Annotated in this window: 15 protein-coding genes and 1 tRNA gene; 3 read left to right on the top strand and 13 right to left on the bottom strand. The window is 63.9% G+C overall.

The window, feature by feature from the left end; genetic code table 11:
- Positions 1–124: 124 nt before the first annotated feature.
- The 6 genes from LKE50_06960 to LKE50_06935 form a co-directional block, all read right to left on the bottom strand.
- Positions 125–1,315 (bottom strand): NlpC/P60 family protein, encoded by a 1,191-nt coding sequence (locus tag LKE50_06960; protein ID MCH3968337.1) that lies wholly within the window; start codon positions 1,313–1,315, stop codon positions 125–127.
- Positions 1,316–1,440: 125 nt separating this feature from the next.
- A complete protein-coding gene (locus LKE50_06955; GenBank protein MCH3968336.1) occupies positions 1,441–1,977 on the bottom strand; it encodes an adenine phosphoribosyltransferase in 537 nt (178 codons plus the stop codon).
- A gap of 39 nt (positions 1,978–2,016) precedes the next feature.
- Complete coding sequence (locus LKE50_06950; protein MCH3968335.1) at positions 2,017–2,742, bottom strand: MerR family transcriptional regulator; 726 nt, start codon at positions 2,740–2,742, stop codon at positions 2,017–2,019.
- 5 nt (positions 2,743–2,747) lie between these two features.
- Positions 2,748–3,170 (bottom strand): FHA domain-containing protein, encoded by a 423-nt coding sequence (locus LKE50_06945; protein ID MCH3968334.1) that lies wholly within the window; start codon positions 3,168–3,170, stop codon positions 2,748–2,750.
- Positions 3,171–3,257: 87 nt separating this feature from the next.
- The gene (locus LKE50_06940; GenBank protein ID MCH3968333.1) at positions 3,258–3,635 is read right to left on the bottom strand and encodes a Rid family detoxifying hydrolase; all 378 of its coding nucleotides are present in this window, start codon (positions 3,633–3,635) and stop codon (positions 3,258–3,260) included.
- A gap of 29 nt (positions 3,636–3,664) precedes the next feature.
- Positions 3,665–4,084 carry a hypothetical protein gene (locus LKE50_06935; protein ID MCH3968332.1) on the bottom strand — a complete coding sequence of 140 codons (420 nt, stop codon included), beginning with the start codon at positions 4,082–4,084 and terminating at the stop codon, positions 3,665–3,667.
- Between the two features lie 154 nt (positions 4,085–4,238).
- On the opposite strand from LKE50_06935, the gene LKE50_06930 reads away from it, so the two are divergent.
- Entirely contained in the window at positions 4,239–4,529 is a 291-nt protein-coding gene (locus LKE50_06930; GenBank protein MCH3968331.1) for a hypothetical protein, read from the top strand.
- A 362-nt stretch (positions 4,530–4,891) separates the two neighbouring features.
- Here the strand turns inward: LKE50_06930 and LKE50_06925 are convergent, their stop codons facing one another.
- From LKE50_06925 to LKE50_06915, 3 genes are all read right to left on the bottom strand, one after another.
- The gene (locus LKE50_06925) at positions 4,892–6,055 is read right to left on the bottom strand and encodes a serine hydrolase (protein MCH3968330.1); all 1,164 of its coding nucleotides are present in this window, start codon (positions 6,053–6,055) and stop codon (positions 4,892–4,894) included.
- Positions 6,055–6,699: a CDP-alcohol phosphatidyltransferase family protein gene (locus LKE50_06920; GenBank protein ID MCH3968329.1), complete on the bottom strand. Its 645-nt coding sequence runs from the start codon at positions 6,697–6,699 to the stop codon at positions 6,055–6,057. The genes LKE50_06925 and LKE50_06920 overlap by 1 nt, the downstream gene beginning before the upstream one ends.
- 133 nt (positions 6,700–6,832) lie before the next feature.
- On the bottom strand, positions 6,833–7,561 hold the full coding sequence (locus LKE50_06915) for a M48 family metallopeptidase (GenBank protein MCH3968328.1): 729 nt from the start codon (positions 7,559–7,561) through the stop codon (positions 6,833–6,835).
- Between the two features lie 135 nt (positions 7,562–7,696).
- Between LKE50_06915 and LKE50_06910 the strand changes: the two genes are divergently transcribed.
- Positions 7,697–7,773 (top strand) — tRNA-Pro (locus LKE50_06910).
- A gap of 69 nt (positions 7,774–7,842) precedes the next feature.
- On the top strand, positions 7,843–9,069 hold the full coding sequence (gene ilvA, locus LKE50_06905) for a threonine ammonia-lyase (protein MCH3968327.1): 1,227 nt from the start codon (positions 7,843–7,845) through the stop codon (positions 9,067–9,069).
- 70 nt (positions 9,070–9,139) lie between these two features.
- Here the strand turns inward: ilvA and LKE50_06900 are convergent, their stop codons facing one another.
- The 4 genes from LKE50_06900 to LKE50_06885 form a co-directional block, all read right to left on the bottom strand.
- Positions 9,140–10,132, bottom strand: coding sequence for an inorganic phosphate transporter (locus LKE50_06900; protein ID MCH3968326.1), 993 nt, complete (start codon positions 10,130–10,132; stop codon positions 9,140–9,142).
- Positions 10,125–10,748 (bottom strand): DUF47 family protein, encoded by a 624-nt coding sequence (locus LKE50_06895; protein ID MCH3968325.1) that lies wholly within the window; start codon positions 10,746–10,748, stop codon positions 10,125–10,127. Before LKE50_06895 ends, LKE50_06900 begins: the two co-directional genes overlap by 8 nt.
- A gap of 158 nt (positions 10,749–10,906) precedes the next feature.
- The gene (locus tag LKE50_06890; protein MCH3968324.1) at positions 10,907–11,464 is read right to left on the bottom strand and encodes a cysteine hydrolase; all 558 of its coding nucleotides are present in this window, start codon (positions 11,462–11,464) and stop codon (positions 10,907–10,909) included.
- Between the two features lie 76 nt (positions 11,465–11,540).
- Positions 11,541–13,409: an ABC transporter ATP-binding protein/permease gene (locus LKE50_06885; protein ID MCH3968323.1), complete on the bottom strand. Its 1,869-nt coding sequence runs from the start codon at positions 13,407–13,409 to the stop codon at positions 11,541–11,543.
- Positions 13,410–13,412: the final 3 nt, after the last annotated feature.

Raw genomic sequence — 13,412 nt, 5'->3', positions numbered from 1 at the left:
TCCCTATGTCTGGCTCTAGGGTACTACCGCACGCACGGCAGAGGCATTGCCGGCACGAAGAAAGGGAGCCAGGCACCGGGCCCGACTCCCCTCTTGATACGTTGGTACGAGCGCACGAAGGTCCCTAGTACGTACCGCCACCGATGAAGCTGTAGACGGAGGTAATACACACCGTTCTTCCCGGATAAGGAGCATGAATCATCTGGTTATTGCCGATATATATGCCGACATGTCCCGAACTCGGGAAGACAAGATCACCTACCGAGAGCTCACTCTTACTCGTCTTCCAGTCACCAGAGGCCTGGAGGCTCGCAATCATGTCATAGGTTGTCCTGCCTCGTCCATAGCCGAAGCAATAGCAGACGAGCCCGGAGCAGTCGAAGCTGTTGGGTCCCGTCGCACCATAGACATACGGCTTCCCGATGCAGCCGTAGGCAGACGAGACACCGCCGCCTGAGTAGGTCGACCCAGACGAGCTCGAGCCTGAGCTAGACGAGCCTGAGCTGGAGGAGCTCGACCCCGAGCTGGATGAGCCTGAGCTTGAAGACCCCGAGCTGGACGAGCCGGAGTTGGAGCTCGATGACGTGCCGCCGCCCGTGGTGGTCGTGCCGCCCGCGGACTCGGTGGCATCCCCGCCTTGGTCAGCGGTGGTGTCGGCATCGGTCGTGCCACCAGTCACGGCATTCACGGCAGCGGCGACGTTGGCGTTCGTGCCCTCCTCTGCGGTCACCTGGGCCTGGACGTCCGAGTCGAGGGAGTCATAGTAGCTCTGCGCCGAGGAGACCTTCGACTGGTAGTCGTCGACCTGCGACTGCATGTCCGAGACGGCCTGCTGCTGGTCGGCCTGCTTCTGCTCGAGCGACGCCTTCTGCTGGGAGAGCTGGGTCTGGAGGTCCTCTACCTGGCTTATCGTGTCGGCATCCTGCTCGGAGACCTTGTCCATGTAATACACGCGCGAGATGAGGTCAGAGATGCTATCGGAGCCGAGGAGGATGTCGAGCATGTTGGTGCTGCCGGACTTGTAGGAGGACGAGATGCGATCGCCGAGCTTCGAGCGGGCCGCGTCGAGCTGCGTCTGGGTGTCGGAGATCTGGGAGTTCGCCTGGCTGATCTCGTAGTCGGTCTGCTCCACGTCATCGGTGGCAGTCGAGAGCTGGTCCTGGAGGCTCGAGAGCTCGGAGCCGAGGCTCTCGAGCTGGGACTGTGCCGAGGCCAGGTCATCCGTCGAGGGCTCGGCCAAGGCCGCTGGCGCACCCACGCCCATGCTCAACGCGAACGCCAGTCCGGCTACGACTGCTTTCTGGCGTACCTTCATAGAGAGAATCCCTTCGTTGGTTGCCCTCCCATTTTAGGAAGTCAGAAGATCAGGGATGCCCATTTCACAGAATGGGCATCCCATATGCTACTGCGATGGAACACTATGAAAGAGCTTGACGTCTGCTACTTGACGTCGATGAGCGAGAAGAAGTCGAGCCCAGGATACTCGGCCGAGACGCACTCGCGTGGCTTGAGGTACGAGAGCTCCAGGATGAAGGCGAATCCCTCGACCGTAGCCCCCGACTGCTCGACGAGCTTGGCCGTCGCGACGGAGGTACCTCCGGTGGCCACGAGGTCGTCGACCACGAGCACATGGTCGTCAGGCGTGAGTGCGTCCTTGTGGATCTGCAGCTCGTCGGTACCGTACTCGAGGGCATAGGTCTGCGAGAAGACCTCCCGGGGGAGCTTGCCGGGCTTGCGGGCCGGCACGAAGCCGGCGCCGAGACGATAGGCCACAGGGGCGCCGATGAGGAACCCACGTGCCTCGGCACCGACGACCTTCGTGATCCCCTTGGCGAGGAAGTGGTCGCTCATCTGGTCGACGGCGGCAGCGAGGCCGCGCTCGTCAGAGAGGAGCGGCGTGATGTCCTTGAAGATGACGCCAGGCTCGGGGTAGTCGGGGATGTCCACGATGAGGTTCTCGTACTCGAAGTTCGACACAGGTGGTTCCTTTCGTTGGATATGCCGCTGGGCTTAGGGTCAGTCTGAGAGCCCCTTGAGGGAGTCCTTGATGGTGCGCTTGATGAGCGCCCCCCGGACGTAGTCGGTGAGCGAGAGTATCTGGTCGAAGGCCTGGGAGAGCTCGGCCCGCTGTACCTCGGAGAAGTCCTCCCCTGCCCTTCTCACGTACGGGACGAGGGCCTGCTCGAACATGGCAGACTCACGGTTGGCCGCACTCACGTACTGTCTGAGGTTACGAGGCTCGATGCCGAACCGGCGCAGTGCGTCGGCGGCACGAATCAGCGAGAGGTCATGTCCGTCCACGAGGTCGCGACCGTGCGGGGAGCGTTGGAGCGTGATGAGGCCGACCTCGGAGAGCTGTCGTACGAAGGCCACGGAGACGCCCGCGATCTCGGGCATGTGCTCGATGGCATGCAACTTGGAGGAGGTCTCCTCGTCGTCCTGCTCGACCTGGGCATCGGGTGTCGCGGGCGTGAACGAGGAGGAACCCCGTCCCTCGTCTGAGGCCTTGAGCTCGTCCTTGATGACCGAGAGAGGGAGGAAGCGCTGCTTCTGCAGATAGAGGATCGTCTCGAGCCGCTTGATGTCCTTTGGCGAGTAGAGCCGGTAGCCGCCCGAGGTGCGCGAGGGGTCGAGAAGGCCCTCGTCCTCGAGGTAGCGGACCTTCGACACGGAGAGGTCAGGGTACTGCGCCTGCAGCCTACGAACGACCTTCCCGATGGTGAGATACCCTGCCTCGGCCATGGTCGCTAGCCGACCGTGATCTTCTCGGTGCCCCGGGTGGTGTGGAACACCATGCGGAACGAACCGACCTGGAGCGTGGAGCCGTCCGCGAGGGGAGCACGATTGATGATGGCCCCGTCCACCCAGGTACCGTTGAGGCTTCCTAGGTCGGAGACCTCGGCAGTGCCGTCGACGAAGTCGATGCGCGCGTGATGGCGCGAGACGGTCATGTCGTTCAGGAAGACGTCGTTGCGCGGGTCGCGACCGATGGTGATCTGGGGTGTCTCGAGCGTGAAGGTCACGCCGGTCTGGGGGCCCTTGATGACGGAGAGCGTGGGGTGAGCCAAGGACTCCCGGCCGAGGAGGTCAGGGGTCGTAGCGTCGGTCGGAGGCATCCTGAAGATGGTCGTCGCCTCGTCCACGCTGGTCTTCTTTGAATCGTTTGCCATGTTCCCTCTCCTGCCAGATTGCTCTGCAGCTGAAATACGTCGATTACTACGCAGATTGTACCCCACTGCCACCAAGCGCGCATGGTCTTACCTGCATGCGACGCATTCGATCTCGACCAGTCCCCCGCCGACGAGCCCGGCCACCCCGACCACGGTGCGCGCAGGGTATGGTGCTGGGAACCGCTCGGCATAGACCTCGTTCATCTCGTCGTATGAGGTGATGTCAGCGAGGTAGACCGTGACCTTGGTGACGTCCTCGAGCGTGAGGTCGGCGTCCTCGAGGATGATGCTGACGTTCGCGAGCGCACGGGCGGTCTGCGCACCGATGCCTCCCGAGACGAGGCTACCGGTTGCCGGGTCGACCCCCGACTGTCCGCTCACGAAGGCATAGCGTGCCGCCGTGGTCCCCTGCGAGAAGGGCCCCTGTGCCTTGGGGGCATCATCTGCCGTGATGGGATACTTCATCTTGAACCGCCTCCACGTTCAAAGGGCGCTTACAGACCGGCGCCGTCCAAGGCCACGGCGAGGCGCTCGAGCGAGGCCTGGATGACCGAAGACGGAGCCGCCAGGTTGATGCGCTCGAAGCCGGCGCCCTGGCTACCAAAAACATACCCCTCATCGAGGTAGAGCCTCGCCTCGTTCCTCATGAATCTCTCGAGCGCGGCCTGGTCCATCCCGAGGCACCTGAGGTCCACCCACTGGAGGTAGGTCCCCTCGAGCTCGAAGGCATGGGACTGGGGCAGCCTCCGCGAGAAGAACCTCTCGCAGAGGGCATGGTTGGCCTCGATGACCCCGATGAGCTGGTCGAGCCAGGCCTCGCAGCTCGTGTAGGCGGCGATGGCCCCAGGATAGGCGAAGGTGTTGAGCTCGATGCTGGCGGATCGTTCGAAGTCGCTGACGAGGGCCTTGCGCACCTCTGGGTCTGGGACGAAGGTGTTGGAGCATTGGAGGCCCCGCGAGGTTGAACGTCTTGGAAGGGGCCGTCGCGACCATGCAGCGGTTCCGCTCGGACGCGTCGAGGACGTTCATGAGGGTCGTATGGGCATGCCCAGGCATGATGAGGTCGTCATGGATCTCGTCACAGACGATGAAGACGTCGTTCTCCAGGCAGATGTCACACACTGCCCTCAGCTCGTCTGCGCCCCACACACGGCCCACGGGGTTATGGGGGCTGCAGAGGATCAGCATCCTGGTCGATGGCAGGGCTGCCTTCGCTGCAAGGTCGTCGAGGTCGAACTCATAGCGTATGCCGTCGACGAGCCTGAGGGGATTCTCCACCACGGCCCGGTCGTTCTCCTCGATGGCCAGCCTGAACGGATAGTAGACCGGCGGCTGGATGATGATGCCGTCGCCAGGTGACGTGAGGGCATGGACCGCAGCGAACAGCGCGGGGACCACGCCCGGTGAGGTCACGACCCAATCTCGGTCGGGCGTCCACCCATGCCGACGCGCCTGCCAGCCGAGCACGGCTTCGAAGTACCCGTCGGTGGGGACCGTGTACCCGAGCACCGCCTCCTGTGCGTAGCGCACGAGCGCATCGCGGATCTCAGGCGCCTCGACGAACTCCATGTCGGCGACCGAAAGGGGGACGACGTCGGGGTCGAGTCCAGGCTGGTCCTCCAGCATGGACTCCCACTTCTCGGAGCCCAACCCCTCTCGTCGTGGGACCGTGGTGAAGTCGTAGTCCATGGGGACCTTCCTGGTTGTCGTGGGCGGGTCGGTCAGGCAGCGACGGAGAGCCAGGGCAGGGACGAGTCGAAGGAGGTGCCCTTGACGAGCCCGGAGCCCGTGGAGCTCGAGCACGCCGCCACGACCCGACCGTCCTGCTGATAGAGCGTCACGCTATAGGTCTGGTCAGGGACAGCCAGCTTGCCGCCCCCCGTGGTGATGGTCGTGTAGGTGGTGTCCCCGCCATAGGGCCAGACGAGTCCGTCCACCTTCGCGTCGGCCGAGAGCACGCAGTACCACCCGAAGCGGTACGCATAGGGGACGTAGCGCTTCGACTGGTCCGGGTCCGCGAGGTGGTAGGTCACGTAGGTGTCGTAGGCCCAGTCCATCATGGTCGCGGTGTCATCGAAGCGTCCTTGGGTCGTGCTGCAGCCGAGCACCGCGGTGTAGAGCGTGACGCCGTCACGGGACGAGCATCCGAGGAACGTGGTGCCTCCCTCGCAGGAACCGGTCTTGATGCCGAGAAGGCCCTGATAGGTCTCCATGAGGTCGTCCGTCGAGTCGAACGTGAGCTGGGAGTCCCCGACGGGTACCGTCACGCTGCGCGTGCTCACCATCTTCCTGATGAAGGGATAGTTGAGCATGGCATAGCGGCCCATCTTGACGAGGTCAGAGACGCTCGAGTAGTGGCCGTCCGCATCGAGGCCGTGCACGTTCTCGAAATGGGTGTGGGTAAGGCCGAGCTGTGCGGCCTTCTCGTTCATGCGCTCGACGAACGCGTCCTCGCTCCCGGCGACGGCACGGGCGACCTCGACGGCGGCGTCGTTCGCCGAATAGACGAGCATGACCCTCATGAGGTCCTCGAAGGACGAGGTCTCCCCACCCTTGTAGCCGGCGACCTGCGCGTTCTCGGACAGCGTGACGTCACTGAGCGTGACGGTGCTCGAGAAGGAGTAGCCCGAGTCTATGGCGACCATGGCCGTCATGATCTTGGTGATGGAGGCCATGGGATACTCGACGTCCTCGTTGACGCCCCAGAGCTCGTTGCCGGAGCCGTCTACGACGATGGCGCCTTGCGCCTCTGACAAGGTCGGGCTGGACTCGGCAGCCTGCGCCGATGACGGCGAGACCACGAAGGCGAGCGCGAGGGCCACAAGGGACGCCACGATGACGGACCCGAAGGCCCGGTCATGCCTTATCGGGGACGATGCATCCATCAGCGAGCACCGCCTTCGCCCAGAAGGGCCTCCTTGCGGATGGCGTAGCCCTTCTTGGTGTAGACGACCGCCGTGCAGACGGAGCAGATGCATCCGGCATAGACGAAGAGCATGCCGATGGGAGCGGCTTGGGCGTTCAGGAGGGGGAGCCAGGAGGCGCCCACGATCCCGAACCCCTGCATGACGGGAAGCCCCAGGAGCAGGTCACAGAAGCCGAACATGAGCAGGGCCGTGGTGACCTTGCCGATGTAGACGACGTCGACCGGGCGCTTGCGGAAACGACGCAGGTAGAGCGAACCAAGACCGAGGTAGCAGTCTCGTCCCACCACGAGGACGCAGACCCACACAGGCAGCTCGCCACGGAGCATGAGGCCGATGACGCCCGTGAACAGGAGGGCTCGGTCGACGATGGGGTCGAGGACCTTACCGAACCAGCTCACCGTCTGGGTGCGTCGGGCGATCTGGCCATCGAGCCAGTCCGTGCAGGCAGCGACCGCATAGACCACGAGGGCGACGGTGCGGTCGGCACCGGTCACGAAGAGCCAGAGGAACACGAAGGTGAGGACCAAGCGGGCGACGGTGATGACGTTCGCGACGGTGAGGACCTTGTGGGTAGGATTGTTCGAGGTCCCTGGTGCGTCCATGACCTCGGCGTCTGCATGATCCTGCGTTTGTGGCACGAGCCCTCCCCATAGTCTGCTTGTCGTTCCATGGTACCCCATGAGAGCGAGAAGTCTCCCAACGCGGGACACCCTTCATGGTGACCAGACAGGCCTCTCAGCACCCACCGTCGAGCGTGGCCTTCGCCTCCCGCCAATCGGGAAGGAGCCCATCGAGGGTCGCATAGAACCGCGGGCCGTGGTTGGCCTCCACGAGGTGGGCAAGCTCATGGGCGACCACGTAGTCGAGACATTCCGGTGGGTACTCGGCCAGATGGACGTTGAGTGAGATGCGTCGAGTCCCGGGCGCGCACGATCCCCAGCGGCTCCTCATCACCCTCGTATGCCACGAGTCGGGCGCAAGCCCCGAGCGCTCCTGCCAGGAGAGGAAGCATCTGTCGGCCTCGGGCTCGAGGAGCAATCGATACCAGCCGAGCAGCCGCTTCCGACGTGCGTCCTCGGAAGCCCCCGACGGCGCGCCCAGCAGGACCGTCCCGCAGGCAGCCGCGACATCTGGCGGGCAGGACCGAGGCTCCACTGACCAGTGGGCGGTCTGGCGCACCTCGAGCGTCCAGACATGCCCCCACACGCTCAGGCGGCTCCCATCCACGAGGCCGGACGTGTCTGGAGACGGATGCGCCTCGACCGCGGCCATCCTTCGCATGACCCAGGCGGCTCGCGAGGTCACGAAGCGACGTATCGTGGCGTCCGACGTATGGAGGGGTGCAGACACGGACAGCGTCCCGTCGGGGCCGACCTTGAGATAGAGGTTACGGATGCGCTTGCGGCAGACCTCGCAGCACCACTCCCCTACCTGCAGGGTCGTGACGTTCCCCGAGCGTTTCATGTCCCGGACCTCCCACCGACGAGCCGCCTTCTGACATCACGCACCTCCAGAGCCTACCCGATTCTTATGGCTTCTCGCTTGCAAGGAGTCGGCGCGCATGCTAAAGTCTCTTTCGCTGTCGTGAGGCGGCGGTCGCGGGACGTGGCGCAGTTTGGTAGCGCACTTGACTGGGGGTCAAGGGGTCGCTGGTTCGAATCCAGTCGTCCCGACCATGTGAGTTCTGGGCCGGGGGCATTTGCCTCCGGCCCCATTTGTATACCGATACGTCGATCGGAGCTGCCATGGCCGCGAAGAAGATGCTCACCCTGGAGGCGTTCGAGGAAGCCGCCGAGAAGGTCAAGGAAGCCACGATTCCGACCCCGCTCATCTACAGCGACTACTTCAGCCAGGAGTGCGGCAACAAGGTCTACCTCAAGCCCGAGAACATGCAGCGCACCGGTGCCTACAAGGTGCGTGGGGCCTACTACAAGATCAGCACCCTCACGGACGCCGAGAAGGCCCGCGGCCTCATCACGGCGAGTGCCGGCAACCATGCCCAGGGCGTGGCCTATGCGGCCCAGAAGTGCGGCGCCCATGCCGTCATCGTCATGCCCTCGACCACGCCGCTCATCAAGGTCGAGCGCACCAAGAGCTACGGTGCGGAGGTCATTCTCCATGGCGACGTCTATGACGAGGCGAGCGCCTATGCCCTCTCTCTTGCCGACGAGAAGGGTTATACCGTCATCCCGCCCTTCAACGACCTCGCGGTCGCCACGGGCCAAGGCACGATCGCGATGGAGATCGTGGCTGACCTCCCCGTGGTGGACTACATCCTCGTCCCCATCGGCGGCGGCGGACTCGCGACGGGCGTCTCGACGCTCGCCAAGCTGCTTAACCCCAGCATCCATGTGATAGGCGTCGAGCCCGAGGGGGCCGCCTGCATGACGGCCTCGCTCAAGGCCGGCCATGTGGTGACGCTCCCCTCGGCCAACACCATCGCCGATGGCACGGCGGTCCTCACCCCGGGTGACAAGGTGTTCCCCTACCTCCAGAAGAACCTCGACGGCATCATCACCATCGCCGACGACGAGCTCATCGCCGCCTTCCTCGACATGGTCGAGAACCACAAGATGGTCGTCGAGAACTCGGGCCTGCTCTCGGTCGCCGCCCTGAAGCATCTCAAGACCAAGGACAAGAAGGTCGTGAGCATCCTGTCTGGCGGGAACATGGACGTGATCACGATGGCCTCGGTGGTCCAGAACGGGCTCATCCTGCGCGACCGCATCTTCACGGTGTCCGTGCTCCTCCCGGACAAGCCTGGCATGCTCGTGAAGGTCGCCGACATCATCGCGAAGCACCAGGGCAACGTCATCAAGCTGGAGCACGACCAGTTCTATAGCACGAACCGCTACGAGGCCGTGGAGCTCAAGATCACGATCGAGGCCTTCGGGACCGAGCACAAGCATGAGATCATCTCGGCTCTCGGCGAGGCAGGCCTCAAGACGCGAGAGACGCACGCGAACCTGTAACGGACCGGTTGCATCGACCCTGACTACCAGCGACCCCTTGACCCCCAGTCAAGGGGTCGCTTGCATATGGTCAGACTAGCAACCTCACCACGAGCTCGATGACAGCCCCAAGGGCGATCGTGGTAGGTAGGGTCACGAACCAAGACCTCACGATGCCGCCAACCGTCCCCCACCTGACCGCACCCGGCCTGTGTGCGCTCCCGGCACCCATGACGGAGGCCGTGACCACCTGGGTCGTGCTCACAGGGGCACCGATGGCCGTCATGACCGCTATCGCCAGGGCCGACGAGGTCTCCGCCACGAACCCGGAGGCGGGCTCGAGCTTGGTCACGCCCTCCCCCACCGTGCCCATGATGCGCTTGCCGCCCACAGCCGTGCCCAACATCATCGTGCTCGCACAGAACAGCTTGACCCAGAGCGGGACGCCGGCATTCGCATCAAGCTGACCGACCGTGACCAAGGCGAGCGTGATGATGCCCATGGTCTTCTGTGCGTCGTTGCTGCCGTGCTCATAGGCCATGAATGCCGATGAGAGGATCTGCATCTTGCTGAAGAACGCGTTGGCATGACGCGGGGTCCAGTTGGCGAAGAGCTCGAAGACGAGCCGCATGCCGACGAAGCCGAGGACGATTCCCATGAGGGGCGAGGAGAAGAGCGGGATGATGACCTTCTGCAGGACACCGTCCCATCGGATGGTCTGCACCGTGCCGGTGTAGGCCATGGTCGCACCGATGAGGCCCCCGATGAGGGCGTGGGACGAGCTCGTGGGGATGCGGCGCCACCAGGTGAAGACGTCCCACAGCGTGGCCCCGAGAAGCGCGGCCAGGATGACGACCAGGTCGACATCGACGTTCACGATGCCCTTTGCGATGGTCTCGGCAACGCTCTCGTTGGTGAGCGCACCCACGAAGTTCATGACCGCACAGAGGGCGATCGCCTGGAAGGCCGTCAGCGCCCGCGTGAAGACCATAGGCGCGATCGCGTTCGCCGTATCGTGGAACCCATTGATGAGCTCGAAGCAGAATGCGGCCACCAGCACGCCTATGAGCAAGCCGCTAGGCATTTTTCATGACCACGCCTTGGATGACCACCGAGACGTCCTTGCAGGAATCGAGGGTGTCCTCCATCTTGTCGAGGAGGGTCTTCCACTTGATGACCTTGAGCGGCTCGGTCTCGTCATGGAAGAGGGCGCCCAAGGCATCGTGGTAGACGACGTCGCCCTTGTCCTCGGTGGCCCCGACGCGGAGCGCGATCTTGGTCATCTTGTCGTCATGCTTGTAGTTGGGAAGCCTGCGGAAGAGCTTGTCGATGTCCTGGGTCGCAGAGAGTATGAGGTCGGCCATCTCGAGCGCGGCTGGAATCGACCTCGTCACGGCAAAGAGCTGGTAGCGCAAGGCAACGCCCTGCATGTTGTCGACGATGTCATCCATCATGCGGATGAGCGCATCGATGTCCTCGCGGTCGAACGGGGTGACGAAGGAGTTATCGAGCTCCTCGAAGAGCTGCTTGGCCTTCTCATCGCACTTGAGCTCGTACTCCTTCATCTCAGGGACGCGCGACTCGGAGTCCGGGTACTCACGGACGATACCGCGGAAGAGCTCCGCAGCCTCGACAGTCATGGCGCTGAGCTCGGAGAACAGCGTGTAGAAGGCGTCTTGCTTCTTGTGGACCTTACTCATGGATCCCCTCCGAGCTGACAGGAGCAGTCATGTGCCGCAAGGTGGCGGGGCTGCCTTCGAGCCAGGCCGGCAGGGACCCGTAACCATCGCGTAACATCATTGTAAGGGAACAACCAAGTGATATGCGCGGCAGTTGGAGCTTCCTGAAGCTGTTCGCATCAGGCAAGCGCCTCGAGAAGCTCGTCAAGGGAGACGACCCTGGTACCGAAGCAGCGCTGGCAGTACTCCAGCGCACCCTCCTGCGTGCCGACGAGGAACGTTCGTGTCGCCTCTGATACAAGCATGGTCCCATAGCACCGATAGAACGCACCTGCGAGCGTCTGGAGCACGCAGATGTTGGTATCGCACCCGATGACGATGACATCGCATACGCCAAGCTCGCGCAAGGTGATGTCGAGGTCGGTCCCGAAGAAGGCATCGTAGCGACGCTTCGGGATCACGATGTCGTCAGGACCGACATCGAGGCAGTCGGCGGGCGCCGCCGCTTCCGTTCCCGCCATGCCGTGCTCCCCCCAGAGGGCCAACTCGTGGTCCGAGCCGGCACGGTGTGCATCGTCGCAGCAGATCACCTGCACACCGGCATCGCGACAGGCCTTCGTCACCCGCGCGCAGGCATCGGCGAATGCCTCGACGGCTGGGTCATAGACCGTGTCGTCCGCGCCGCCCGCAAGGACATCAACGACGAGTAGGGCGGTCCTGGAAGGGTCGATGGTCATGTCACTCCTGACTCGAGTTCGGCTGGCTACGCCCATGATACAGGCCGAGAGCATGACGAGGCCCGTCTCCTACGCGCTAGCGAACATCCACCTCAGCGAACTGGCTCTTGTAGATCCCCGCATACACGCCATCCCTGGCAAGGAGCTCGTCATGCGTCCCCTGCTCGGCGATGACCCCGTCGGAGAGCACGAGGATGAGGTCCGCGTTCCTGACGGTCGAGAGGCGGTGCGCAACGACGAGGCTCGTGCGACTGGCGACCATGCGGTCGAAGGCCGCCTGGACGATGGCCTCCGTCCTCGAGTCGATCGAGCTCGTGGCTTCGTCGAGCAGGAGGATCGGAGGGTCCTCGAGCATCACGCGCGAGATGCAGAGCAGCTGGCGCTGCCCCTCCGAGAGTCCCCCGCCAGCAGGTCCGACATGTGTGTCGAGGCCCCGTTCGAGGCGTTCTATGAAGGGCCATGCCATGGCTTCGCGGGCCGCAGCGATGACCTCCTCGTCCGAGGCGTCGGGACGACCGTACGCGATGTTGTCGCGGACCGTGCCCTCGAAGAGCCAGGTGTCCTGGAGCACCATGCCGAACGAGCGTCTGAGGCTCGCGCGGGTCACGGTATCGACATCGCAGCCGTCGATCCTGATGGTTCCGGCATCAGCCTCATAGAAGCGGAGTAGGAGGTTCACGAGCGTCGTCTTGCCGCACCCCGTCCTGCCGACGAGTGCGACCTTCTGGCCGGGTCTGACATGGAATTCGATGTCCCTGAGCAGCGGTCGTGGGGGGTCATACGAGAACACGACGTCCTCGAACTCGATGTCACCACGGACGTGGTCGAGGCAGATGGCCCCAGGGGAATCGGGGTCCTCCTCGGGGGCGTCGATGAGGGCGATGAGCCTCCGCGCCGAGGCGAAGGCGGTCTGGATCTGGGTGAGCACAGCCGTGATCTCATTGAACGGCTTCGTGTACTGGTTGGCATACGAGAGGAACGACTGCACGCCGCCGACCGTGAGGGGCGCCGGGACGCCCGTGATGACGCACATGAAGCCCACGACGGCTACCACGGCATAGATGAGGTTGTTGACGAACCGCGTGCAGGGGTTCGAGAGAGAGCTCGTGAACTGTGCTCGCTCCCCCGCCACATAGAGGTCGTCGTTCCTGCGGGAGAAGTCCCTCTCGGCACGAGAGGAATAGGCGAAGGCTGAGACGAGCCGCTGGTTCGTTATCATCTCCTCGGCATATCCGCCGAGGTCCCCCTGGAGCCGCTGCTGCTCCGCGAAGCTCTTGTGCGAGAGGTGCGCTATGAGCGAGGCCACGAGGACGGACACCGGGGTGACCAGCGCGACGACGAGCGCCATGACCGGTGATATCGACACCATGAACACGAGCGTCCCCACGATGGTCACCGTGCCACCGAAGAGTTGGGTGAGTCCCTGGATGAGGCCGTCGCCGACCTGGTCGACGTCGTTCACGACGCGAGAGATGAGGTCCCCGTGCGCATGGGTGTCGATGGTCGAGAGCGGCAGCGACCTGATCTTATCGAACGAGAGGACCCTGAGGTCACGAACGACCTCATATGAGAGCCGGTTCGTCGCATACCCCTGCAGCCACTGGAACGCCGCTGCGACCACCACCGTCACGACAAGCCGTACGAGCAGCGCCATGAGCGCCGTGAGATCGACCTGCGACGAACCGACCATGAGGTCGATGGCTCGACCGATCAGGATGGGCACATAGAGCTGGGCCACGACCGTGACGATGGCCGAGAGGAAGGCCACGAGGCACCCGAGGGCATGGGGCGACATGACCGGGGCGAGACGGCGTATGACGGAGAGCGGGCCCATGTCGGCACCAGAGCCCATGCCCTCGGTGGGGTCAGAGGGCCCGTGGGTGCCGCCTCCTGAGACCGAGGCGACGAGGTTGGCCGCCGTTCCGGAACCTTGGTAGGCATCCATGAT

Source organism: Atopobiaceae bacterium, assembly GCA_022483015.1.
In the GTDB taxonomy this organism is placed as follows: domain Bacteria; phylum Actinomycetota; class Coriobacteriia; order Coriobacteriales; family Atopobiaceae; genus JALCUE01.
Note: the sequence above shows the minus strand (reverse complement) of the source record. Positions and strands in the feature narration are given on the sequence as shown.

What these genes read in the sequence shown, in the direction of transcription:
- LKE50_06925 (MCH3968330.1), bottom strand. Translation starts at nt 6,055, where the DNA reads ATGGATGCATCGTCCCCGATAAGGCATGACCGGGCCTTCGGGTCCGTC.
- LKE50_06960 (MCH3968337.1), bottom strand. Translation starts at nt 1,315, where the DNA reads ATGAAGGTACGCCAGAAAGCAGTCGTAGCCGGACTGGCGTTCGCGTTG.
- LKE50_06930 (MCH3968331.1), top strand. Translation starts at nt 4,239, where the DNA reads ATGGATCTCGTCACAGACGATGAAGACGTCGTTCTCCAGGCAGATGTC.
- LKE50_06890 (MCH3968324.1), bottom strand. Translation starts at nt 11,464, where the DNA reads ATGACCATCGACCCTTCCAGGACCGCCCTACTCGTCGTTGATGTCCTT.
- LKE50_06940 (MCH3968333.1), bottom strand. Translation starts at nt 3,635, where the DNA reads ATGAAGTATCCCATCACGGCAGATGATGCCCCCAAGGCACAGGGGCCC.
- LKE50_06885 (MCH3968323.1), bottom strand. Translation starts at nt 13,409, where the DNA reads ATGGATGCCTACCAAGGTTCCGGAACGGCGGCCAACCTCGTCGCCTCG.
- LKE50_06915 (MCH3968328.1), bottom strand. Translation starts at nt 7,561, where the DNA reads ATGAAACGCTCGGGGAACGTCACGACCCTGCAGGTAGGGGAGTGGTGC.
- ilvA (MCH3968327.1), top strand. Translation starts at nt 7,843, where the DNA reads ATGGCCGCGAAGAAGATGCTCACCCTGGAGGCGTTCGAGGAAGCCGCC.
- LKE50_06920 (MCH3968329.1), bottom strand. Translation starts at nt 6,699, where the DNA reads ATGGACGCACCAGGGACCTCGAACAATCCTACCCACAAGGTCCTCACC.
- LKE50_06900 (MCH3968326.1), bottom strand. Translation starts at nt 10,132, where the DNA reads ATGCCTAGCGGCTTGCTCATAGGCGTGCTGGTGGCCGCATTCTGCTTC.
- LKE50_06945 (MCH3968334.1), bottom strand. Translation starts at nt 3,170, where the DNA reads ATGGCAAACGATTCAAAGAAGACCAGCGTGGACGAGGCGACGACCATC.
- LKE50_06895 (MCH3968325.1), bottom strand. Translation starts at nt 10,748, where the DNA reads ATGAGTAAGGTCCACAAGAAGCAAGACGCCTTCTACACGCTGTTCTCC.
- LKE50_06950 (MCH3968335.1), bottom strand. Translation starts at nt 2,742, where the DNA reads ATGGCCGAGGCAGGGTATCTCACCATCGGGAAGGTCGTTCGTAGGCTG.